We start from the raw sequence: 23,113 nt of genomic DNA, 5'->3' as shown, positions 1-23,113 counted from the left end.
CTCCAATGAACCGGGGCCTGCTACCCGGCGCTCCGGTACCTACCGGGACGGGACTCACACCCGCCGGCCTGGCCCAGCTTCCAGAACGCAACATGCGCCGAATCCTAGGTGGCCGACGGGCGTTAATTGTTAACAGTTCGGGTGTTCTGAGTAGCTGGCGAGTAACCGAAAGTTTGCTAAATTCCGGAACCAAGGTCTTGGTGACAACTGGTGAGCACCGAGGCACGAAGCAAGGGGGTGATTCGGCTGACGACACCCACGACAGCCGCCCCTGAGTCGGTCACCCGCGCGCGAACAGCGATCGGGACCGCCCTGGGTTACGTCTGGCCGAAGGCAGTGCCATTGCGGGACGGCCGGGTCTGGTTGACCAGTCGGCGCGACGTACTGCCGGCCTCCATCGTCCGCGGACTGGAAGCGCAGCTCAGCCGCCGAGCGGCCGACCGGGCCAGTGACGACCGGATGCTCGCCGAGGCAGTCGGCGTCCTTGGCGCGGAGGTCGCCCGGGTCCGGGGCGAGTCGCCCGAGACCGGTGCCGCGGATGCCCTCGACCGACTGCTGCGGGTTCCCGGACTGGACCAATCACGCCGTACCGAAGGCGAGGCGATGCTCCGCCTCGCGCTGCGGCTGGCGGCCAGAGACTCCGTCAGAGCCGCTGCGCGTCTCGCTGCCCTGCCGGGTGCGGCGAAGGTGCCGGTGGCCACTGAGATCGTCGCGGCCTCCCGGCGGATCAGCCACGACGCCGCAGCGCTCGCCGCGACGGGTCGCCGCACCTCGACGGCCCCGCGTGGCAGGCGCCGCGGCGCGCCGGTCGGCGTGAAGCATCGCCGCCCGCCATTGCGTCAGACGCTGACCCGGGAGATCCCCGGCACCGGTCTCGCCGCCGACGGCCCGGCGGCAGACCCGCATGAGCGCGAATCGGCCGCGCTGGCGGCGCTGACGCGACTCGGTGCGGCCGACCTCGGGTCGTCCGTCACCGGCCCGCCAACCGCCGATGCCCAGTCCCGGATGGCGGTCGTCACGACGACCACGAGCGACGAACCGCAGCACTTCCGGGTCGAGATCCGGACGGCTGTCCGTGGTCTGGTCGCCCAGGGCCGGATCCGCTCGGGGACGGCGACCGACCCGCACGTCCTGCGGATCGACCCCGGGCTGTCCCCAGAGCAGTACGGCGATGTCTGGGTCCACCAACTTAGCCAGATGACCCAGCAACAAGAGGCGACGCGGGCCGACCGACCGTCCGGCGTCCTCGGCAGACTGCGTGCGGCCTTCAGGCACGAACGGCGCGACCACCGGATCAACGCCGACCTGGCGGTCTACCGGAAGCTGTCCAGGGACTGGCAGTCCGCCCGCGAAGGCCGTCCCAACGGGCCACTGAGCGTCCAGGACCTCGAGCGCGATCTCGAGGTCCTGGCCACGGCCATCGAGCGCCGGAGCGGTGCGCGGCCCCAGCGACCCTGGGCCAACGACTCGACCTACTCCCCCGCTGCGGCTGCCGACGGCCTCGCCGCCGAGCGCGCCGCCGCCGCGGCCATCCCGGAGCCGAACACCGCGGCACATCTTCGCCAGCAGGTCACTGAACAGATCGCGGCGCTGGAAGCAGCCGTTGCGGACCTCGAGACCAAAGCCGAGGGCAAGACGGCAAGCGCCGCGGACGCGGTCGACGAGGCGACCTCGAAGCTGGACCAGGCCGTCGCCGAGGACCTGTTGCAGGACATCGGCGCACCCGAGCGGGCCCGCCGCCTGCGGGTTGACGCGGAGAACGCCTTCGGCAAGGGGCGGCGCCACGTGACGATGGCGCATGCCTACCAGCAGGCGGCCACCGACGCCGGCCGGGCCCTGGCCGGATACCAGACCCTGCTAGATGAGCTCGACAACCCGGACCAGCAGCCGGGACGGAGGGCCGAGCTGGCCAGGGAGGCGGCCGGGAGGAGCGACGCCTACGAGGCGAGTCTGCGCCAGGCGTTGCCGGTCGACCACCTGGAGACAGGTGTGCCGACCGACGAACGGTTGCGCCTGCCGGTCGGCAAGATCAACGAGATGCTGTCCCGGAGCGGCAGCAGCCGTCGGATCGCCGACCACGGCCCGATTCCAGCACCGATGGCCGACTACCGGCTGCTGTTCTCCGAAGGCATGGTCTTCACGGTCGACGGCGACCCTGACGACGACGTCACCAAGATCGCCCAGGTCCGCGTCCGGATGAAGGCCCGTGATCTGAGCGAGGTGACGGGTCTCGACTACACCCTCGCAGAGCAGATGTCCGGCACCCTCGGCGAAGGCGGCCAGAGCAACGCCATCACCGCCACCCACTCCTCGAGCGTCACCTACGGCGTCAACCTGCAGCCGTTCCTGGCGCTGGCTCCGGACGGCGGTGTGGTGAGCGCGATGTCGCAGGTGATCGCCCCCAAGGTCGAGGCGACCACCGGCACGACCGAGGCCGTGACCGCCGGCGCGAGCGCGCACGCCCAGCTCGGCTGGGTCGACGTCTTCAAGGGCGAGTCGATCCCGTACCGGTGGCTCGGCGAGTACGAGATCGAGATCCGCGGCTCGGCCACCGAGCCGTGGTCGCCGGTCGAGACCGTCGACGCCGGTGAGCAGCTGACCTGGGTGCCCAGCCCGTACACGGTGCCGGCGCCGACCGAGACCGTCACCCTGGAGCAGCTCGGCCTGGGCGACCAGTGCACGGAGGAGACCCCCCGGCTCACCGTCAACCGGATCAGCGGCCTGGGCGACCTCAACTCCCGCCTCGTCGCCGAGGCCCGCGAGCAGCTCGGGCCGATCGATCGGGTCGGGCACGACCAGATCAGCCAGTTCGTCACCAAGGACCCGCTGCGCCTGCTGGCCGAGCAGGGCACCGAGGGCGGTCTCAGCCGGACGATCCCGGTCGGCGGCGGATCGGAGTACGAGCTCACCCTCGAGGCCAAGCCGATCTGGCGCACGGCCAGGCTCGTCGGTGAGAGCAGTGCGGAGATGGGCCAGGAGAAGGTCCAGGTCGACTTCGCCGGCGTCAACGCCGGCCGGATCTCCAGCGCCTCGCTGACCGGCTCGGCCAGCCTGGCCTACCCGGGCAAGCCGCTCGACCCCGCGCAGCCGGTGCCCGGCTACCTACCGAGCCCGACGGCCCTGAGCGACCTGGGGTCCTCGACCGCGGACCTCTCGCCCAGCGTGTCGGTCGGGCGGAACGTCTCGCGGCAGGGCGGGCAGAGCGTGAGTACGACGGCGATCACGCCGGTGGTCGATCGCGACATGGCCGCGACCCAGGGTGCCCTCGTCGACGTCGAGGTGACGGCGACGCTGCGCAAGCTCCGCGATCCCCGGGCCAAGCCCGTCGTCGTCACGGCGACCTGTGAGGCGAAGGTGCGGCTCACGCCCAACCGGTTGCTGCGGGCGGGCGCTCCGGCCGGCAAGGACGCCGTACTGCGCGAGGACGACGGCACCATCCGGACGGGCCCGGACGGCCGCGCATTGCTGGCCGGCGATCCCGAACCGCCGTCCGGACGGCTGACCATGCCACCCTGGCACGGACGCGGTGCGAATCAGCTGCGCGGTACCGGCAAGTCCCTGCCCGACGAGGTCAAGGGCGCCGACGAGGCGCGGGACCAAGCTCTCGCCAGGTTCCGCGAGATGGGCCTGGTGCCGCCGCTGCACGGCAAGCCGACGGCCGCCCAGGTGGCGAACCGCGACCGCGTCATCCAGGACATCACCGACTACCGGCTCGTGGCGGGCATGAACACGGCCTGCCAGTCCGGACTGGTGATCCCGCTGGTCGAGCACCGCACCGGCCACGCACCGCGGACCCGCCTGTTCCGGCTGTCCGTCACGCAGGACTTCGACGACATCACCCCGGTCGGCACCACCGCGTCCAGGTTCATCGCCCGGCTCGGCATCAGCTCCCGCGCCAGCCAGCAGACCTCCGGCCGATCGAAGTCGGTGCCGCTCTCCGCCGGTGCCGGCGTGAGCAACGGACCGGCCGAAGGACAGTCGGGCCTGGCCGGGCGGTTGGGCCTGAAGCTGAGCCGGAGCGCGATCGGACGGAGCTTCAGCTGGACCCTCGGCCGCCGGGTGAACCGGGTCACGCTGAACGAGAGCACGGCCGAGGTGGACCTGGTCCGTCAGGGCATCCGGATCACCGTCACCGAGATGACCGACCACGGCGACTCCGAACCGCTGGCAGATGTCCAGGGCAGCATGGTGCTGCCGTACGACAGCTCGCTGGCCAGGGCCGAGGCGCCGGTGTTCGCCACGGACCCGAAGGCGCCGCACGCCGAAGCCGTCAGCCGGTCGATCCCGGTGGCGGTCGACGCGGGCGAACCGGCCGATCGGCTGTTCGCGGAGGTGGATGCCATCCGCGCGGACACCACCGGGTATCTGCAGCTGCACGCCGCCCTGTCCTCGGAGAGCCTGGTCTCCAACACGGAGTGGATCACCAACGGCAGGTACGAGCTGCCGCTGGTCATCACGCCGCCGCCGGCGAATCCGGCGCAGGCCTTGGCCGACCGGACGCTACTCCCGCGGGAGTACAAGGTGGTGATCCGCAGCACGCCGGTCAGCCAGACGTTCGCTGCGCTGAACGACCAGAACACCGCGAACATCAACTTCACGATGAACGACGTGGGCCACACCTCCGGCACCTCGACATCGGGTGGGGTGTCGGTCGACGGCAGCGGCGGGGCGGTCACTTCCGGCGAACCCTCGGTCAGCGGCACGCTGGGCGCCGGCCGGGTCGGCGGTACGTCGCAGTCGACCGGGACCAGCCAGACCACCGGCGACGAGCGGCTGCGGGTCAACAACGGCGTCCACTACGAGCTGATCGAGCGGCACCGGATGGTGGCCGAGATCGTGCACGACGGCAAGGTCGTCCAGACGGTGCCGCTGCAGGACGCGCTGCTGCAGAAGACGATTCCCGAGTACGCGGCGCTCGAGCTCTACGCCGGTGACAAGTTCGATCTGCCGCCGGCGATCGCCGCCGACGTGGCCGAGCGGTACCTCACCGGGAAGGTCGAGATCCCGAAGCGGGTCGCGACCGGCTTCGTCCGCCGCTACAAGCAGGAGCAGGCCGCGGGCGCGACGACCGGCCTGGCCGCCGGGCACACAGCAGAACGCCTGAACGCGAAGATCCTGGACCGGACCGGTGTCGCGGAGTCCACCGCCCCGACTGCTGAAGAACGCCTCAAGGAGTCGCTGGTCAAGGTCCACGCGCTGGCCGAGAGCCGGCGCGTCGTCGGTGTCTCGGAGCAGTACGAGGCCAGCCTGGCGTCGAGCCAGCTGTACATGATCAAGGTGGACGGAGACGCCGACCAGGACGTCGATCTGCTCCCGCAGATCAAAGAGCAGCTCGAGGAGGTCGCGCCGGGGCTGCTCGCGTCCGACGAGCTGCTCGCACCGATACTGGACGTCGACCTGGCCAAGGACAGCTACCAGGGCCAGCTGGAGAACATGCTCGGCCCCCGCGGGTACACCACCCCGATCGAGGTTCCGGTCGAGGGCCAGGACCGGCCCGACCTCCTGCTCATCACGGTCGAGGCCGAGTTCGTGGGCGAACCGACCGTCGACGGCACCCCCGAGCTGGCCAAGGCCGCGGCGCTGGGCTTCATCCAGAAGTACAAGTACCTCGGGAAGACCCGGTCGATCAGCCATACCACGACGTACTCAGGCAGTGTGGGGCTCAAGGGCGAGGACGGCGGGGACGGCTCTCTGTCCGGGGGTGTCAGCACCGACCGGGTCCGGCAGGTCACCGCCGGCAGTTCCGAGCAGAACACCACACTCGCCCGGACCGGGGACTTCGAGCAGACACCGCTCTACCGCACGATGGTCTTCACCACTGAGGTCCGGCGCATCCAGAACGCCGGCGCGGCCGCGCTGGCGAGCGTGCGGTGGCGGCTCAACCGCACGGCTCCGGCGGCGCAGACCCTGACCGCGCGCCCCCGCCAGTTGCGTGCGGAGCTGACGGCTCTCGTGCCGACCGGCGTCGTCGGCGATCCGCCGGCGGCCGTCGCCCAACCCAGTGCCGAAGAGTTCCAGCCCGAGCATCGCTCCGTCGAAATGCCCGAGGGTGCCGCGGCCGAGGCGATGCGGCCGTTCCGCAAAGGCGAGGCCGTGACCGATGAGCTGTACGACCGGCTCACCGGTCGCCTTGGCCGGCGCGATCTTCTCGGGCCTGGCGGCTTGGCGCAGTACGAGCCGTCGATCGGGATTCAGCTGCAGCCCACCGCCATGCAGGCCAACCTCGAGGAGCTGACCAGCCCGGGCGGTCTCCGGCTGGAGCCGATGGCGACCGGTGGCAACGGCCGGACCACGGTCGGCGTTCGCATCCACGCCAAGCCGGTCGGCTGGCAGCTCGTCACCGGACCGGCGCCCGGTCAGAGCGGCACGGTCCGGCGCGGACAGGACCAGAGCACGTCCTCGACCACCGGGACCAACGCGCTGCCGCTCACCGCGACCGGTGGCGCCGGCGGCGGCATCGTCTCGGTCAGCGGGTCGGTCGGCGACCAGGTCAAGCAGCAGTCCTCGAACTCCTGGGGCACCCGGCGTGAGACGACCGCCTTCCGGAACGGAGACATCGTCACGGTCCGCGTGCCGGTCGAGTACAGGGCCACCATCGACCGGTTGACCGACAAGGGCCGCGGCACGCCGGCGGCCAAGCGGACCACGCAGCTGAAGGACGCCGGCCGGGCCGAGTTCTACGTGCGGATGCAGTACCACGAGTACCTCGAGGGACTGCGGCAGCTGGAGTCCGGCGGAGAGGTCTCGCTGGGAGGATCCCGGCTGCGGGCCGTGCCGGAAAAGCTCGGCAAGCCGGACCTGCGCGCTTCGGAGTGGGTCAAGGACGCCTCGGGCAAGCCTGTGCACCAGCCGTACCGGCCGCTGCGGGCAGCGATCGAGAAGGCGATCGCCGAGGAGACCACGGTGGTGCTCTCGGTCACGGATGCCGACGGCAACGAGCGGCTCTACCAGGCCTTCGAGGACGGGACGATGGACGGCGGCAGCGACGGCGGATTCGCCACCGCCTTCGCCACCCTCGACCGGAACCTGGTGATGATGGCCGAGGATCGCGTCGACCTGCGGGAGCTGTTCAACACTTCGGAGCCGGGGAGCAACTTCAGCACCGAGGTCGCGGCCGCTCTCGAGGAGCACGGTGTGCCGAAAGCCATGCTGAAGGGACTCACCTACTCCTCGGCCAAGCGCGAGAACCCACCGACGGCGGTCCACGGCACGAGGCCGACGACTGACGGCGCGGCGGCCGGCCGGGCCATGACACAGACCGCGGGCGGCGGCCCGATTCTGGCCGGACCGTGACCGGTCCAGACGAGGAGACGCAGGGTATGGCGTTCGCCGTGGCGCGCACCAGGGACGAGGCGCAGCTCTACCTCGAGTTGCACCCCTGCCCCGACTGCGGTTCGACCGAAACACCCTGGGAGCACGGGCTGGCCGAGGTGGACGGCGAGCTCGTGACCAGCTACGCGGGGATCTGCCCCGGCTGCGACGCCGAACGCGAGTACCTGTTCGGTCTCCCGGCCCGGGAGACCGGCGCCGCCGGGTGGCCGACGTTCGGCGGGCCGGAGCCGTCCGAGCTGCTGGATGCGGGTCAGTGGATGGAGGTCGCCGATCGTGCGGCGACGGCGGTCCCCACGAAGCCGGTCGAGGCGGGTAGGGTGCTGGCCGTCGCGCAGGCGGCCGTGGACGAGGTGATCAAGTTCGTGCCGGCCGGGCAGGACGCCGTACCGGAGGACGAGTTCTGGACGGCTGCGGGCCGGGCGGTCCGGGACGCGGAGCCGGGGCGGTTCCGGCTGGACCGGCTGCTGGTGGTGCGCGACACGTACCGCGATCTGGTCCGAGAGACAGGAGCGAGATAACCGATGCTGACCGCAAGGACCCTGGCCGAGGCGCAGATCTACGTGAGCCTGACGACGGCGGCGGATCTCGAGGTGCCGGCGAGCGAGCCCGCCCCGCTGCAGCCCGGGGAGAACCTGCTCGAAGGACCCGACGGCTGGACGCTCCGGTCGACGGCCGGTGAACTGCTCATCCCGTTCGACTCCGAGAACGCGTCCCGGACGGTCGGCGCCCGGTTCGGCCTCGGCGTCTCCCAGCTGGTCGACGCGGCGCAGTGGGCCGTGGTGGCCGCGACCTTCGCCCGACGGGCGCTGGAAGCCGACATGGCCTACACCGGTGCGCCCGGCCAGGATCGCACCGTCGTCGAGCTTAACTGGGAGTTTGCGGCCGACGCGGTCCGTGAGGCCCTCAAGTTCGTGCCGGCCGGAGCCAACGAGGCGCCGGACGCGGCGGTGTGGTCGGAGTTCGGCCGGCAGGCCCGGGCGGAGAACGGGCACCTGGTGACGCGGGCCAAGCTGGAAGACGACCTGGAGTACTACCGCGGAACGCTCGAGGACTTCCGCGCGCTCTACGACGGGTCTTCCTGAGTCACCTCGATCCGGATCGCCCGGGCGTCCACGCCGGCCTGCTCGAGGACCTTCTGCTTCGGATCCGGTACGCCGAGGAACGGCGGCCGCACGAGTCCGGTCAGGTCCTTCAACCGCGGGTCCTCGAGCACGGTGTCGACGGCCCGCCGGTCTCCCCCGCAGACGAGCACCTCGAGCCTCGCCGGGGCCAGGATCCGTACGGCGACCTCGGTCGCGGCCGCGAAGGCTTCCCGGGCCTGGTTGTCACGGCGGCGCGCGTACCGCTGCTGTGACCAGCCGCCGGCCTTGGTCGTGCCCTGCACATGACGGGAGCCGACCTTGGAGTCGAGAAGCTTGCCTCCGGCAAACACTCCGGCGCCGTAGCCGCCGCGCCGGACGAGCAGGACGCCGAGCCGCCGCTCGGTCAGCACGTGCGCGACGAGCCCCTCGCGGGACAACACCGCGAGGGGCTCGAAGGGCACCGTGACGACAGCCGACGAACCGTCCTCGGCGGACACCGTGACGCTCGCCGGCGTCACGTCGTACTCGACGGCACCGTGGCGTTCGCCGAAGCCGGTCAGCCACTTGTCCAGTCGCTCGGGGGCGACGGAGACGACTCGGCTCACACGTTGAAGCCGAGCGCCCGCAGCTGGTCGCGGCCGTCGTCGGTGATCTTCTCCGGGCCCCACGGCGGCATCCAGACCCAGTTGATCCGGAAGTCGTTGACCAGGCCGTCGAGCGCCATCCGGGTCTGGTCCTCGATCACGTCGGTCAGCGGGCAGGCCGCCGACGTCAGCGTCATGTCGATGATCGCCGTACTGGTGTCGTCGACGGTGATGCCGTAGATCAGGCCCAGGTCGACCACGTTGATGCCGAGCTCGGGGTCGACGACATCCTTGAGGGCCTCGTTCACGTCCTCGACCTTGGCCGGTTCGGTGCCGGGCTGAGCCGCCGCTTCCAGGTCGACCTCGGGCAGCTCGATCTTCTCGTCGGTCTGGTCAGGCATTGCTCACTCCTTCTTTCGCGGCCAGCGCTTGGGCGGTGGCGTCCCGCCAGGCCGACCAGCCCAGCAGCGCACACTTCACCCGGGCCGGGAACTGCGCGACCCCGGCGAACGCGACGCCGTCTTCGAGAACTTCTTCATCCGGTTCCACGGTCCCCCGGCTCTGCATCAGCTCGAGGAACTTCTCGTACGCCGCCATGCCCTCGGCGACCGGCTTGCCGATGACCAGGTCCGACATCACCGAGGTGGCGGCCTGGCTGATCGAACAGCCGACGCTCTCGTGCGTCACCCCCTTCACGGTGTCGCCGTCGAGCTCGACCCGGAGCGTGACCTCGTCCCCGCAGGACGGGTTCACGTGGTGCACCTCCACGTCGTACGGGTCCGCGAGACCCGCGTGGTGCGGGCTGCGGTAGTGGTCCAGGATGATCTCCTGGTACAGGGAGTCCAGCTGCATATCAGTCCACCTTGAAGAACGAACGGACGAAGCCGAGGCCGTCGACGAGTGCGTCGATCTCCTCGGGCGTCGTGTACAGGTAGAAAGACGCTCTGGTCGACGATTGCATTCCGAACCGCTCGTGCACCGGCCGCGCACAGTGGTGCCCGGCCCGGACCGCGATCCCGCGGGTGTCCAGCACGGTCGAGACGTCGTGCGGGTGGACGCCGTCCAGCGCGAAGCTGATCGCACCACCGTGGTCCTTCGCATCGGTCGGGCCGAGGATGCTCAGACCAGGCACGGTCTTCAGCCCCTCGAGCGCGTACTCCACGATCGCGTGCTCGTGGGCCGCGATCTTGTCCATCCCGATCCCGGACAGATAGTCGACGGCCGCACCGAGGCCGACGGCCTGTGCGATCGGCGGCGTACCGGCCTCGAACCGGGCGGGCGGCGGGGCGTACGTCGAGCCCGTCATCCGCACGACCTCGATCATCTCGCCACCACCGAGGAACGGCGGCAGTGAAGCAAGCAGGTCGTACCGTCCCCAGAGCACACCGATGCCGGTCGGGCCGACCACCTTGTGTCCGGTGAAGGCCAGCAGGTCCACCCCCAGCGTCGACACGTCGACCGGGAACTGCGGCACTGCCTGCGAGGCGTCGACGACCACAGTCGCGCCGACCGCGTGCGCCTTGGCGGCGATGTCGCTGATCGGGTTGATCGTGCCGAGTGCGTTCGACACCCAGGTCAGCGCGACGACCTTGGTGTTCTCGGTGAGCAGCTCGTCGATGGTGCTGAGGTCGAGCCGGCCGTCCTCGGTCACGCCGAACCACTTCAGGGTCGCGCCGGTCCGCTCGCACGCGAGCTGCCACGGGACGATGTTGCTGTGGTGCTCCATCTCGGAGATCACCACGACATCGCCCGGCTTCAGCGAGGCGCCGAGCGTGTACGCGGCCAGGTTGAGCGCCTCGGAGGCGTTCTTGGTGAAGACGATCTCGTCCCGGTTCTTCGCACCGATGAAGGCCGCGACCTTGTCCCGGCCGCCCTCGTACGCCGCGGTCGCCTCGGCACCGAGCTGGTGCATGGCCCGGGCGACGTTCGCGTTGTGCTTGAGGTAGTGGTCCTCGATCGCCTGGACCACCTGGCGCGGCTTCTGCGAGGAGTTCGCCGAGTCCAGGTAGACCAGCGGGAACCCGCCCGCGAGCTCGCGGGACAGGATCGGGAAGTCCGCCCGGACCGACTGCAGGTCCAGGGGACTGCTGAACGTCCGGGCGGTGGTCACTTCGCGCCTGCCTTCAGGAACCGCTCGTAGCCGTTGGCCTCGAGCTCTTCGGCCAGCTCCGGGCCGCCCTCTTCGGCCACCCGGCCGTCGACGAACACGTGCACGAAGTCCGGCTTGATATAGCGCAGGATCCGCGTGTAGTGGGTGATCAGCAGGACGCCCTTGTCACCCTGCTCGGCGAACCGGTTCACGCCGGTGGAGACGACCTTCAGCGCGTCGATGTCGAGGCCGGAGTCGGTCTCGTCGAGGATCGCGATCTTCGGGTTCAGTAGCTCCAGCTGGACGATCTCGTGACGCTTCTTCTCACCGCCGGAGAAGCCCTCGTTCACGTTGCGGGTGCCGAAGTCCGGGTCCATCTCGAGGTCACCGAGCGCCTTGTTGACGTCCTTGACCCAGGTGCGCAGCTTCGGCGCCTCGCCGTCGATCGCGGTCTTCGCGGTCCGCAGGAAGTTCGCCACCGACACGCCGGGCACCTCGACCGGGTACTGCATGGCCAGGAACAGGCCGGCCCGGGCGCGCTCGTCGACCTTCATGTCGAGCACGTCCTCGCCGTCCAGCGTCACCGTGCCGGAGGTGATGTTGTACTTCGGGTGGCCGGCGATCGAGTACGCCAGGGTGGACTTGCCGGAACCGTTCGGGCCCATGATCGCGTGCGTCTGGCCACCGCTGATGGTCAGGTTGACGCCGCGCAGGATCTGCTTCGGGCCGCTCTCGGTGTCGACCGACACGTGCAGGTCGCGGATCTCGAGTGTCGCCATGAGGTTTCTATCTCCGTCGCTTTACAGGGATGCCTGGTTCAGGGGGTTCTTGACATCGACGAGTACGTCGTCGCCGTCCAGCCGGACCGGATACACCGGCACCGGGTCGTACGCGGGCAGGCTGGTCGGCTCGCCGGTGCGCAGGTCGAAGCGGGATCCGTGCAGCCAGCACTCGATCTGGCACTCGCCGACGTCACCCTCGGACAGCTGGATCTGCGCGTGCGAGCACTCGTCCCGCACCGCGAAGAACTGTCCCTCGCTCTTCACCACCGCCACCTCGACGCCACCGACCTCGACCGGGATGACTCCCTCATCCGGTACGTCGGCGGCGGCGCAGGCGCGCTCGAAGCTGTCGCTCACTGCCCGACAACCGCCTGATCCGCCGAAGCGGGCAGTGCCGATGCGCTCAACTCCGCGGCCCGCGCCAGCTTCTCCTCGATCACGTCGTGCAGGTGCTCGGTGACCTCGGGAACGCCGATCTTGCCGATGATGTCGTTGAAGAAGCCGGACACCACCAGCCGCCGGGCGGCGTCCTCGGGGATGCCGCGGGCCTGCAGGTAGAACAGCTGCTCGTCGTCGAACCGGCCGGTCGCGGACGCGTGGCCGGCGCCCTCGATCTCGCCGGTCTCGATCTCCAGGTTCGGCACCGAGTCGGCGCGGGCGCCATCGGTCAGGACCAGGTTCCGGTTCAGCTCGAAGGTGTTGGTGCCTTCGGCCGCGGCACGGATCAGGACATCGCCGATCCACACCGAGCGGGCGTGGTCGCCGGCCAGCGCGCCCTTGTAGATCACGTTGCTCTTGCAGTGGGCGGCCTCGTGGTCGACGAAGAGCCGGTTCTCGTGGTGCTGGCCCGACTCGGCGAAGTACACACCGAGGAGCTCCGCGTCGCCGCCAGGCCCGGCGTACCGGACATTGGTGGCGACCCGGACCACCTTGCCGCCGAGGGTGACGACGACATGGTGGAGCTTCGCGTCCCGGCCGACCAGCGCATCGTGCTGGGCGAGGTGGATCGACTCGTGGTCGGCCTGCTGGATCGAGACGACCCGGAGCTCGGCGCCGTCGCCGGCGACGATCTCGACGTTGCTGCCCAGCTCACCGGCGCCGGTGTAATCGATGATCACGATCGCCTTGCTGTGCCGGCCGGCGTCGACGATCAGGTGGGTGAAGCCGCGGGCACCGAGGCTCGCGACGTTGACGTGCACCGGCTCGGTCAGCTCGGCCTCGACCGGGATCCGCACCGCGAACGCCTCGCCGGCCTGGTTCCAGGCGATGGCAGCGGACCGGTCCTGCGGCGTGCCGACCTTGAGCGAGTCGGCCGCGACGGTCTCGAACACCACACCGTCCGGACCGAACGCGTCGATCTTCGGGGTCTCGGTGCCGGCCTCGTCGGCGAACAGCTGCTTGAGCGTCTTGACCGGGGTGAAGCGCCACTCCTCCTCGCGCCCGTTCGGCACCGGGAAGTCGGCCACGTCGTACGACGTGGGCCGCTCGCTCCGCGCCTGGAGCGGGACCGGCGAACCCGGCCCGTGGGAGTGCGCCTGGTTGCCGGTGGCGACCAGGGTTTCGGTGGCGGTCATCAGCCGACGGCCCCTTCCATCTGCAGCTCGATCAGTCGGTTCAACTCCAGCGCGTACTCCATCGGGAGCTCGCGGGCGATCGGCTCGATGAAGCCGCGGACGATCATCGCCATCGCCTCGTCCTCGGCCATGCCCCGGCTCATCAGGTAGAAGAGCTGGTCGTCGCTGACCTTGGACACGGTCGCCTCGTGCCCCATCGCCACGTCGTCCTCGCGGACGTCGACGTACGGGTAGGTGTCCGAACGGCTGATGGTGTCGACCAGCAGCGCGTCACAGCGCACCGTGGACTTGCTGTGGTGCGAACCCGGCGCCACCTCGACCAGACCGCGGTACGACGTCCGGCCGCCACCGCGGGCCACTGACTTCGACACGATCGAGCTGGAGGTGTACGGCGCGTTGTGCACCATCTTGGAGCCGGCGTCCTGGTGCTGGCCCTCGCCCGCGAACGCGACCGACAGGGTCTCGCCCTTGGCGTGCTCACCCATCAGGTAGACGGCCGGGTACTTCATCGTCACCTTGGAACCGATGTTGCCGTCGATCCACTCCATCGTCGCGCCCTCTTCGCAGGTGGCGCGCTTGGTGACCAGGTTGTAGACGTTGTTCGACCAGTTCTGGATCGTCGTGTAGCGGCAGCGAGCACCCTTCTTCACGATGATCTCGACCACCGCGGAGTGCAGCGAGTCCGACTTGTAGATCGGCGCCGTACAGCCCTCGACGTAGTGCACGTAGGCGCCCTCGTCGACGATGATCAGGGTCCGCTCGAACTGGCCCATGTTCTCGGTGTTGATCCGGAAGTAGGCCTGCAGCGGGATGTCCACCTTCACGCCCTTGGGCACGTAGATGAACGAGCCGCCGGACCAGACCGCCGTGTTCAGCGAGGCGAACTTGTTGTCGCCGACCGGGATCACGGAGCCGAAGTACTCCTGGAAGATCTCCGGGTGCTCGCGCAGGCCGGTGTCGGTGTCCAGGAAGATCACGCCCTGGGCCTCCAGGTCCTCACGGATCTGGTGGTAGACGACCTCCGACTCGTACTGCGCGGCGACGCCGGCGACCAGGCGCTGCTTCTCCGCCTCGGGGATGCCGAGCTTGTCGTAGGTGTTCTTGATGTCCTCGGGCAGCTCTTCCCAGCTGGTGGCCTGCTTCTCCGTCGAGCGGACGAAGTACTTGATGTTGTCGAAGTCGATCCCGGACAGGTCCGCACCCCACGACGGCATCGGCTTGCGGTCGAACAGCTTCAGGCCCTTCAGGCGCAGGTCGAGCATCCACTCCGGCTCGTTCTTGAGGGCGGAGATGCCCCGCACCACGTCGGTGCTGAGGCCGCGCTGGGCGACCGCGCCGGCGGCGTCGGAGTCGGCCCAGCCGTACTGGTAGTTACCGAGACCTTCCAGTTCGGGGTGAGCGGTTTGCGTCATCGAGTCCTCGCAGATTCGCCGTCGATTACAGGGGCAGTCACCGGCTGGGGGCCGGGGATGTGAGTCGTGCAAACACCGTCGCCGTGGGCGATGGTGGCCAATCGCTGGACGTGCTTGCCGAGCAACCGCGAGAAGACCTCGGTCTCGGCCTCGCACAACTGGGGGAACTGCTCGGCCACGTGCGCGACCGGGCAGTGGTGCTGGCAGAGCTGCGCACCGTGACCGGCCTCGGCCGTGGACGCGGCGTACCCGTCCGCGGTCAGGGCCCGGGCGAGTGCCTCCGCCTTGGTGTTCTCCGGAGCCGCGTCGACCAGCTCCCGGTACCGCTGCTCCACCTCGGCGACCCGGCGCCGGGCGAACTCCGCGACCGCCTCGTCACCGCCGGCATCGGCGATGAACCGCATCGCGGTGGCCGCCAGGTCGTCGTACGCCTGGTGGAACGCGTGCCGGCCGGTGTCGGTCAGCACGAAGACCTTCGCGGGGCGGCCGCGGCCACGCGGGCCGTAGACACGCTCCTCGCGGGACTCGACCAGGCCCTCGTCGAGCAGGTGGTCGAGGTGCCGGCGGACCGCCGCCGGCGTCAGCTCCAGGCGCTCGGCGAGCACCGCGGCGCTGGACGGACCGTTGGTCAGGATCGAGCGGGCGACCCGGTCCCGGGTGGACTCGTCCCGCGTCACGGCCGTGCCCGCGGGCACCGGTCCGTTCGTCGCAGGAGTTTTCACAACAACAGTGTCGCGTAATTCCCGGGGGCCTTCAAATAAGGCTCCCCTAACCGGTTCGCGCGCCCACGCGGGAGTTTCGGACCCGACCGTGAGCGAGGTCACTCCGGGGCGTTCCCTAGACTGCCGTTGTGCCAGTCGCGGTGGAGATCGACAACCTCGTCGTGCGGTACGGCGAGAAAACCGCGGTCGACGGTCTCAGTCTCACCGTAACCGGCGGCACGGTGACGTCCGTGCTCGGCCCCAACGGCGCCGGCAAGACCACGACCGTGGAGAGCTGTGAGGGGTTCCGCCGGCCGGACTCCGGTCGCGTCCGGGTGCTCGGGCTGGACCCGATCGCGAACCATGACGAGCTGATGCCGCGGATCGGTGTGATGCTCCAGGAGGGCGGCGCCTGGTCCGGCGTCCGCGCACTCGAGATGCTCCGGTACGTCGCCACCCTGCATACCCATCCGCTCGACATCCCGGCGCTGGCCGAGCGACTCGACCTCGGTAGCTGCGGCAGGACGCCGTACCGGCGGTTGTCGGGCGGGCAGAAGCAGCGGCTCTCGTTCGCGCTGGCGATCGTCGGCAGACCGGAGATCGCGTTCCTGGACGAGCCGACCACCGGTCTGGACCCGCACGGCCGGCGGGAGATCTGGCAGCTGATCCGCGACCTGCGGGACGACGGCGTGACCGTCGTCCTCACTACCCACGCGATGGACGAGGCCGAGCAGCTGTCAGACCAGGTGCACGTCGTGTCCGCCGGGAAGCTGATCGCCTCCGGGACGCCGGACGCGCTGACCCAGCACCACACGAAGTCGCTCGAGGACGTCTTCCTCGAGCTGACCGCGCCGAAGCGGGGGAACTGATGAGCGCCGAGGCGACCTACGCACCGCGGCCGGGCAGCGCGCCGTGGCCGCGGAAGGTGCTCGCCCACGCCCGGATGGAATTCAAGCTGCTCATCCGCAACGGTGAGCAGTTGCTGCTGGCCCTGGTGATCCCACTGGGCGTCCTCCTGCTGCTGGGCGGCACAGGCCTCGGCGACCGGCTCCCCCTCGGCGATGGGCCGGCCATCGACCAGGCGGTGCCGCGGGTGCTCGCGCTGGCGGTGCTCTCGTCGTCCTTCACCTCACTGGCGATCGCGACCGGCTTCGAGCGGCGGTACGGCGTGATCAAGCGGCTCGGCGCGTCTCCGCTGTCCCGGACCGGACTGCTGGCCGGCAAGATCGGCGCGGTCCTGGTGGTCGAGGTGATCCAGCTCGCCGTACTGATCGGCACCGGCTTCGCCCTCGGATGGAACCCGGCCGGCGGGTTCGACGCTGTGTTCGGGGTGATCCTGATGGTTCTGTGCGGTACGGCGGCCTTCGCGTCACTCGGTCTGCTGATGGCCGGCGTACTGCGGGCGGAGGCCACGCTGGCTGCGGCGAACCTGCTCTATCTGCTGCTCCTGGTCGGCGGTGCGGTGATGACACCGGTCGACGAGTACCCGGCCGGCATGCAGGGCGTCGTACGACTCCTGCCGAGTGCGGCGCTGGCCAACGGGCTGGCGAACTCGACAGTCGAAGGCGTGATCCCGTGGGCGGCCGCACTGTCGCTGGCGCTCTGGGCCGGTGGGCTCGGCTACCTGGTGTCCCGAACGTTCCGATGGGACTGACCTTTAGAGTGTGCCGGTGATGAGCACGGAGACCCCGCCACAAGAGACCGAGCCAGTCAGCCGATTCTGGCGACTGGTTCCCGAGCCGACCCTGGACACCGTCCGGCACTGGGGCTGGGCGTCGGTGGTGGTGAACATCGGCATCGTGGTGACCGGTGGTCTGGTCCGGTTGACCGGCTCCGGCCTCGGCTGCCCGACCTGGCCGCAGTGCACGGACCAGTCGTACGTACCGCACTCGGCGCTCGGCATCCATGGCGCGATCGAGTTCGGCAACCGGATGCTCGGCTTCGTGGTCGCGATCGTCGCGATCTGCACCTGGCTCGTGGTGATGCGGTACCGCCCGGTCCGGCGGGACCTGCGCCGGCTGGCGACCGCGGCCGCGCTCGGTGTCCCGCTGCAGGCGGTGATCGGCGGCATCAGCGTGCTGACCGGGCTGAACCCGTGGATCGTGTCGGCACACTTCCTGGTCTCACCGGTGATCATCACGCTGACGGTCTCGATGATGCGCCGGTCCCGGACCAGCCCTTACCCGCACACTCCCCCGGTCGTCCGGGCGCTCGCGACCGCCAGTGTGGTGGCGGTCTGGCTGACCGTTGCCCTCGGCACCTTGGTCACCGGCGCCGGTCCGCACTCGGGTGATCCCGAGACCGGGCGGAACGGGTTCAACGAGGAGCTGATCAGCCAGCTGCACGCGGATGTGGTGTTCGGGCTGCTCGGGATCACGATCGCGCTGGTGATCGCCACTCGCGTGACCGCGACGTCACGCACGTTGCGGAAGCTGGCCGCGTGGTTGCTCGCGATGGAGCTGCTCCAGGGCGCCGTCGGCTTCACGCAGTACTTCACCGGCCTCCCGTGGGGCCTGGTCCTGGTGCACATGTTCTTCGCCGCGGTGTTGATCGCTCTGGTGACAGCGGTGTACGGCGAACGCGGCACACCGGCCACCTAGGAACCGGGGCGCCCCGTCGGACGCCCCGGATCGCTTCTACTTCTTCACAACTTTGTAGATCGCCCCGGGCCCGAACAGCGGCGACGAGACGTAGACGGTGCCTGACCTGCTGATGGCCGCGCCACCTGGCAGCAGCAGCTTGCCGGGTGCGAGCTCCTTCTTGAAGCCCGCCTTGTGGTGCTTGCCCGGGTACTGCAGGAACAGGGAGCCGACGATCGGTACGCCGCCGCCCTCTTCGAACTTCAGCCAGCTGGCCTTGGCCAGCTCGACGACGGCGATCGTGCCGTGTGGACCACCGGCCAGGTCGACGATCGACGTGTAGCCATCGGCGTACCGCTGGCAGTTGCCCTTGTTCGGCCGGTACGGGTCACAGACCGCGTTGACCGAACCGGGCTTGATCCGCCAGATCTGTGAGGTCTTCGGCGTGGCCGGGAAGCCACGAAGCTCACCGACGTACCAGTAGCCGTCCGAGCCGACCGTCACCGACGTGGCGACCGCTTCGGCCGAGATCGGCGTACCGGCGGGCGGGTTGCCGGGAGCCAGGCCCGGCGGGACCTTGACCGTGCGCGGCTTCAGCCGGGCGACCGTCTTGATCTTGCCGTTCGGCCAGACCCGCAGCAGGTCGTTGCCGGCGGCATCCGACACCAGGATCGTCCCGTCCCGCAGCGTCGCGACGCCGAACGGGTTGGACTCGTCGGGCGGTCCGTTGGTGTTGTACGGATCCGGGTCCGTGGCCTGGTACTTGCCGATGTCGGCCACCGCGACCGGCGACTTGCCCGGACGCAGCCGTGTGGTTTCGCGGGCCTTCGGCACCGGGCGCGGTCTCGGGCGGCCTTCGGCGCGGACTGTGGTTTCGCGGGCTCCGCTGCGGGATCGTTCTAGTCGTGGTGGCGTGCGTCAAGGGCGCCTTCGGCGTCCCTGCGGGATCTTCGACCCTTGACCCACACCACCACGACCAGGGAAGGACGCAGCTATTCGGAACCCGCGGACGGGTCTAGCCCGATCCCTCGTGCGAAAACGGTGCCGTGGACCCGGTGTGCCGTGCGGAAGACGGGGGTGTGGACCCTCAGTGGGGGCGTTGAACAGGTCATAACTTGTTCAAGGCCCCCACCGGGGGTGCAAGCCCCCTGCAGTTGGCCCGATGTCGGCCCCAAATCCCGCGATGCGGACGGGTCCGACCACATCCCGGGCCGGGCCGGGACGGGCGCGGTCTGGGCGGCGAGTCGTGGATTTTGGTGGGGAATCGTCGGCGTGGCGCAACCAGTTCCCGCGACTCGGCGGATCGGGTGGGCGCCAATCTCCACGACTCGACACAGCGGCGAGCAGCACCACCCGGTTCGTTGACGGAATCCGGTTGGCGTGCGACCACTCGGGTGAGCGGCTCCTGGCGTAGCTGCGGCCTTCCCTGGTCGGGGTGGTGTGGGTCAAGGGTCGAAGATCCCGCAGGGACGCCGAAGGCGCCCTTGACGCACGCCACCCCGACCAGCACCATCACGCAGCCCGGAGCCGCCGCCAACCACGAGACCGCTCGGTGCAGAAGGCCATCACGAGACCGCTCGGTGCGGAAGCGGGACTGCTTAGTGCAGGAGGGGGTCGATGGCTGCGGCTATGAAGAGGAGGGCCAAGTAGATGTTGGAGAAGTGGAACAGGCGCATGGGGCGGAGGGCGGCTCCGTCGGCGCCGGTGTGGGCTCGGAGCAACAACGCGCGGGCCTCGCGGAGGAACAGCACGCCGAGCACGATCGCGGCCAGCGGGTAGACGAAGCCGGTGTCGGCGACCGGCCACAGGGCGATCGAGGTGATCACCATGACCACCGAGTAGGCCATGATCTGCCGGGCGGTGGCGACCGGGGTGGCGACTACAGGCAGCATCGGTACGTCGACCGACGCGTAGTCCTCGCGGTAGCGCATCGCCAGCGACCAGGTGTGCGGCGGGGTCCAGAAGAACACCACCCCGAACAGCACGATCGGCGTCCAGGCCAGCTCGTTGGTGACCGCGGTCCAGCCGATCAGGGTCGGGAAGCAGCCGGCGATCCCGCCCCAGACGATGTTCTGCACGGTCCGGCGCTTGAGCACCATCGTGTAGCCGAACACGTAGAACAGGTTCGCGGCGAGTGCCAGGCCGGACGACAGCCAGTTGACGAAGAACCCGAGCTCGAGCGTGGCCAGGATGCCGAGCACGACACCGAAGATCGTCGCCGAGCGCGGGCTGACCGCGTGCCGCGGCAGCGGCCGGCGACGGGTCCGGCGCATCTGCTCGTCGATGTCGCGGTCCAGCACGCAGTTGATCGTGTTGGCGCTGCCGGAGGCCAGGATGCCGCCGACCAGGGTGGCCGCGACGACGCCCAGACCGGGCACTCCCCCGGCGGCCAGGAACATCACCGGCACCGTGGTGATCAGCAGCAGCTCGATGATGCGTGGCTTGGTCAGACCGACGTACGCCTTCACCACGTCGCGCACCGACGGACTCACCACAGCAGGAGCGTCCACCAGCGGCGTCGGGTACGACGTCGTCGCGGCTGGACGCGGGTCGACGGCCGTCACGAACACCTCGAAAACAGTGGGTTGACGCCGGAGGCCCGGCGCTGACGATTCGACAGTCTACGACGCCTCGTAGGAGGGGCTGACCACCCCCCTGGGTGAGTCCGGGAACAACGATGGACATGTCCGGGTTGCTTGTCTGTGAGAAGCCTGAAACGTGCTGGCGAGTAGGCTCCTGGCGGAGGACCAGTACGTGTCCACAGCCATCGAGAGGAGCGCCGCCGGCGTGACGGAGAAGACCAGCCCCAAGCTTGAATGGACCGAGCTCGACCAGCGCGCGGTCGACACCGTGCGGGTGCTCGCTATGGACGCGGTCGAGAAGGTCGGCAACGGCCACCCCGGGACGGCGATGAGCCTGGCACCGGCGGCGTACCTGCTGTTCCAGAAGGTGATGCGGCACAACCCGGCCGACCCGCACTGGGCCGGACGCGACCGGTTCGTGCTCTCGGCCGGTCACTCCAGCCTCACCCTGTACATCCAGCTGTACCTGGCCGGCTTCGGCCTCGAGCTGGACGACCTGAAGGCGCTGCGGACCTGGGGCAGCAGGACCCCCGGTCACCCGGAGTACGCCCACACCCCCGGTGTCGAGACGACCACCGGCCCGCTCGGCCAGGGCGTCGGCAACGCGGTCGGCATGGCGATGGCGGCCCGCCGCGAGCGCGGCCTGCTCGAGCCCGAGGCAGCCTCCGGCGCGGGTGTGTTCGACCACCAGATCTACGTGATCGCTTCGGACGGTGACCTGGAGGAAGGTGTCTCGGCGGAGGCGTCCTCGCTGGCCGGTCACCAGCAGCTCGGCAACCTCACGGTGATCTACGACGCGAACAAGATCTCGATCGAGGACGACACCAACATCGCGTTCTCCGAGGACGTCGCGGCCCGTTACGCGGCGTACGGCTGGCACGTCCAGGACGTCGACTGGACCAACGGCGGCACCGGCTACGAGGAGGACGCCCAGGCCCTGTACGACGCCATCGAGGCGGCCAGGGCGGTCACCGACAAGCCGAGCTTCATCCGGCTGCACACGATCATCGGCTGGCCGGCCCCGACCAAGCAGAACACCGGCAAGATCCACGGGTCCGCCCTCGGTGCCGACGAGGTCGCCGCGACCAAGAAGGTGCTCGGCTGGGACCCGGAGCAGTCCTTCCAGGTCGCCGACGACGTGATCGCCTACACCCGCAAGGCGCTCGACCGCGGCAAGGCCCTGCAGGACGACTGGAACATCAAGTACGACGCCTGGCGGACGGCCACCCCGGAGCGCGCGGAGCTGTACGACCGGCTGGGCAAGCGTCAGCTGCCGGCCGGCTGGAAGGACGCGCTGCCGAGCTGGGATGCCGACGCCAAGGGCGTGGCCACCCGCGCCGCCTCCGGTGACGTGCTGACCAAGCTGGCGCCGGAGCTGCCCGAGCTCTGGGGCGGCTCGGCCGACCTGGCCGGTTCGAACAACACCACCCCGAAGGGTGAGCCGTCGTTCATCCCGGCCGAGCACGCCACCAAGGAGTTCCAGGGCAACGAGTACGGCCGGGTCCTGCACTTCGGCATCCGCGAGCACGGCATGGGCTCGGTGCTGAACGGCATCGCCCTGCACGGCCTGACCCGCCCGTACGGCGGTACGTTCCTGGTCTTCAGCGACTACATGCGCCCGGCGGTCCGGCTGGCCGCGCTGATGCGGCTCCCGGTCACCTACGTGTGGACGCACGACTCGATCGGCCTCGGCGAGGACGGCCCGACGCACCAGCCGATCGAGCACCTGTCGGCACTGCGGGCCATCCCGGGCCTGGACGTCGTACGGCCTGGTGACGCCAACGAGACCGCGGCCGCGTGGGCCACGATCCTCGAGCACACCGACCGCCCGGCCGGCCTGGCGCTGACCCGGCAGAACGTGCCGACGTTCCCGCGGGGCACCGACGGCTTCGCCACCACGGAGAACGTGAAGAAGGGCGGCTACACGCTGCTCGACACCGACGGCACGCCGGACGTGGTCCTGATCGGGACCGGCTCCGAGCTGCAGCTGGCCGTCGAGGCCCGCAACACGCTGGCCGCCGAGGGCATCAAGGCGCGCGTCGTCTCGATGGTCTCCCGCGAGTGGTTCGACGAGCAGGACGACGCGTACCGCGAGTCCGTCATCCCGGCGGACGTCCGGGCCCGGGTCTCGGTCGAGGCAGGGATCGCGCAGAGCTGGCACGACATCGTCGGCGACGCCGGCCGCACGGTCAGCCTGGAGCACTACGGCGCGTCGGCCGCCTACCAGACCCTGTACGACGAGTTCGGCATCACCGCCGAGGCCGTCGTCCAGGCCGCCAAGGACAGCATCGCCACCGCCGCCGGGATCAGCGGCCCGGGCGTGCCGCCCAAGCGCGCCGCCGCCGGCCCGGTCGGACCCGCCGACGCCGCCAACTGAGACACCCACAACAGAAGAT

Annotated in this window: 17 protein-coding genes and 1 pseudogene; 7 read left to right on the top strand and 11 right to left on the bottom strand. The window is 69.8% G+C overall.

Features of this window, described 5'->3' with window-relative positions:
- The first annotated feature begins 210 nt into the window (after nucleotides 1-210).
- Genes ACZ3HV_RS03340 through ACZ3HV_RS03330 form a run of 3 tightly spaced genes read left to right on the top strand, consistent with a single transcriptional unit; the run spans nucleotide 211 to nucleotide 8,414 of the window.
- The gene (locus tag ACZ3HV_RS03340) at nucleotides 211-7,293 is read left to right on the top strand and encodes a hypothetical protein (RefSeq protein WP_465680413.1); all 7,083 of its coding nucleotides are present in this window, start codon (nucleotides 211-213) and stop codon (nucleotides 7,291-7,293) included.
- 26 nt (nucleotides 7,294-7,319) lie between these two features.
- Nucleotides 7,320-7,850, top strand: coding sequence for a hypothetical protein (locus ACZ3HV_RS03335; protein ID WP_465680411.1), 531 nt, complete (start codon nucleotides 7,320-7,322; stop codon nucleotides 7,848-7,850).
- Nucleotides 7,851-7,853: 3 nt separating this feature from the next.
- On the top strand, nucleotides 7,854-8,414 hold the full coding sequence (locus tag ACZ3HV_RS03330; RefSeq protein WP_465680409.1) for a hypothetical protein: 561 nt from the start codon (nucleotides 7,854-7,856) through the stop codon (nucleotides 8,412-8,414).
- Here ACZ3HV_RS03330 and ACZ3HV_RS03325 read toward each other — a convergent pair.
- From ACZ3HV_RS03325 to ACZ3HV_RS03285, 9 genes are read right to left on the bottom strand one after another with little or no spacing between them, the layout of a single operon-like run.
- Nucleotides 8,396-9,019, bottom strand: coding sequence for an acVLRF1 family peptidyl-tRNA hydrolase (locus ACZ3HV_RS03325; RefSeq protein WP_465680408.1), 624 nt, complete (start codon nucleotides 9,017-9,019; stop codon nucleotides 8,396-8,398). The two genes, ACZ3HV_RS03330 and ACZ3HV_RS03325, sit on opposite strands and share 19 nt — an antisense overlap.
- Nucleotides 9,016-9,399, bottom strand: coding sequence for a metal-sulfur cluster assembly factor (locus ACZ3HV_RS03320; protein ID WP_360372035.1), 384 nt, complete (start codon nucleotides 9,397-9,399; stop codon nucleotides 9,016-9,018). The genes ACZ3HV_RS03325 and ACZ3HV_RS03320 overlap by 4 nt, the downstream gene beginning before the upstream one ends.
- Nucleotides 9,392-9,850, bottom strand: a complete 459-nt coding sequence (gene sufU, locus ACZ3HV_RS03315; RefSeq protein WP_465680407.1) for a Fe-S cluster assembly sulfur transfer protein SufU — start codon at nucleotides 9,848-9,850, stop codon at nucleotides 9,392-9,394. The genes ACZ3HV_RS03320 and sufU overlap by 8 nt, the downstream gene beginning before the upstream one ends.
- A 1-nt stretch (nucleotide 9,851) precedes the next feature.
- A complete protein-coding gene (locus ACZ3HV_RS03310; RefSeq protein WP_465680405.1) occupies nucleotides 9,852-11,108 on the bottom strand; it encodes a cysteine desulfurase in 1,257 nt (418 codons plus the stop codon).
- Nucleotides 11,105-11,866 (bottom strand): Fe-S cluster assembly ATPase SufC, encoded by a 762-nt coding sequence (gene sufC / locus ACZ3HV_RS03305; RefSeq protein WP_465680403.1) that lies wholly within the window; start codon nucleotides 11,864-11,866, stop codon nucleotides 11,105-11,107. Before sufC ends, ACZ3HV_RS03310 begins: the two co-directional genes overlap by 4 nt.
- Nucleotides 11,867-11,887: 21 nt before the next feature.
- On the bottom strand, nucleotides 11,888-12,226 hold the full coding sequence (locus tag ACZ3HV_RS03300; protein ID WP_465680401.1) for a non-heme iron oxygenase ferredoxin subunit: 339 nt from the start codon (nucleotides 12,224-12,226) through the stop codon (nucleotides 11,888-11,890).
- Nucleotides 12,223-13,443 (bottom strand): Fe-S cluster assembly protein SufD, encoded by a 1,221-nt coding sequence (gene sufD, locus ACZ3HV_RS03295; RefSeq protein WP_465680399.1) that lies wholly within the window; start codon nucleotides 13,441-13,443, stop codon nucleotides 12,223-12,225. Before sufD ends, ACZ3HV_RS03300 begins: the two co-directional genes overlap by 4 nt.
- Nucleotides 13,443-14,855, bottom strand: coding sequence for a Fe-S cluster assembly protein SufB (gene sufB, locus ACZ3HV_RS03290; protein ID WP_465680397.1), 1,413 nt, complete (start codon nucleotides 14,853-14,855; stop codon nucleotides 13,443-13,445). Before sufB ends, sufD begins: the two co-directional genes overlap by 1 nt.
- Nucleotides 14,852-15,550, bottom strand: coding sequence for a helix-turn-helix transcriptional regulator (locus tag ACZ3HV_RS03285; protein ID WP_465680438.1), 699 nt, complete (start codon nucleotides 15,548-15,550; stop codon nucleotides 14,852-14,854). The genes sufB and ACZ3HV_RS03285 overlap by 4 nt, the downstream gene beginning before the upstream one ends.
- Nucleotides 15,551-15,705: 155 nt before the next feature.
- On the opposite strand from ACZ3HV_RS03285, the gene ACZ3HV_RS03280 reads away from it, so the two are divergent.
- From ACZ3HV_RS03280 to ACZ3HV_RS03270, 3 genes are read left to right on the top strand one after another with little or no spacing between them, the layout of a single operon-like run.
- Nucleotides 15,706-16,425, top strand: coding sequence for an ABC transporter ATP-binding protein (locus tag ACZ3HV_RS03280; RefSeq protein WP_465680395.1), 720 nt, complete (start codon nucleotides 15,706-15,708; stop codon nucleotides 16,423-16,425).
- On the top strand, nucleotides 16,425-17,210 hold the full coding sequence (locus ACZ3HV_RS03275; protein ID WP_465680394.1) for an ABC transporter permease: 786 nt from the start codon (nucleotides 16,425-16,427) through the stop codon (nucleotides 17,208-17,210). Before ACZ3HV_RS03280 ends, ACZ3HV_RS03275 begins: the two co-directional genes overlap by 1 nt.
- A gap of 19 nt (nucleotides 17,211-17,229) precedes the next feature.
- On the top strand, nucleotides 17,230-18,156 hold the full coding sequence (locus ACZ3HV_RS03270) for a COX15/CtaA family protein (RefSeq protein WP_465680392.1): 927 nt from the start codon (nucleotides 17,230-17,232) through the stop codon (nucleotides 18,154-18,156).
- A 36-nt stretch (nucleotides 18,157-18,192) separates the two neighbouring features.
- Here the strand turns inward: ACZ3HV_RS03270 and ACZ3HV_RS03265 are convergent.
- Both ACZ3HV_RS03265 and ACZ3HV_RS03260 read right to left on the bottom strand, forming a co-directional pair.
- Nucleotides 18,193-19,008: pseudogene (locus ACZ3HV_RS03265) on the bottom strand (ScyD/ScyE family protein); the annotation flags it as partial.
- 725 nt (nucleotides 19,009-19,733) lie between these two features.
- Nucleotides 19,734-20,648 carry a heme o synthase gene (locus ACZ3HV_RS03260; protein ID WP_360373609.1) on the bottom strand — a complete coding sequence of 305 codons (915 nt, stop codon included), beginning with the start codon at nucleotides 20,646-20,648 and terminating at the stop codon, nucleotides 19,734-19,736.
- 274 nt (nucleotides 20,649-20,922) lie between these two features.
- Between ACZ3HV_RS03260 and tkt the strand changes: the two genes are divergently transcribed.
- Nucleotides 20,923-23,094, top strand: a complete 2,172-nt coding sequence (gene tkt, locus ACZ3HV_RS03255; protein ID WP_465680390.1) for a transketolase — start codon at nucleotides 20,923-20,925, stop codon at nucleotides 23,092-23,094.
- Nucleotides 23,095-23,113: the final 19 nt, after the last annotated feature.

The sequence above is a fragment of the Kribbella sp. NPDC020701 genome (genome assembly GCF_055562215.1).
This window is presented reverse-complemented; position numbering and strand designations above follow the sequence as displayed.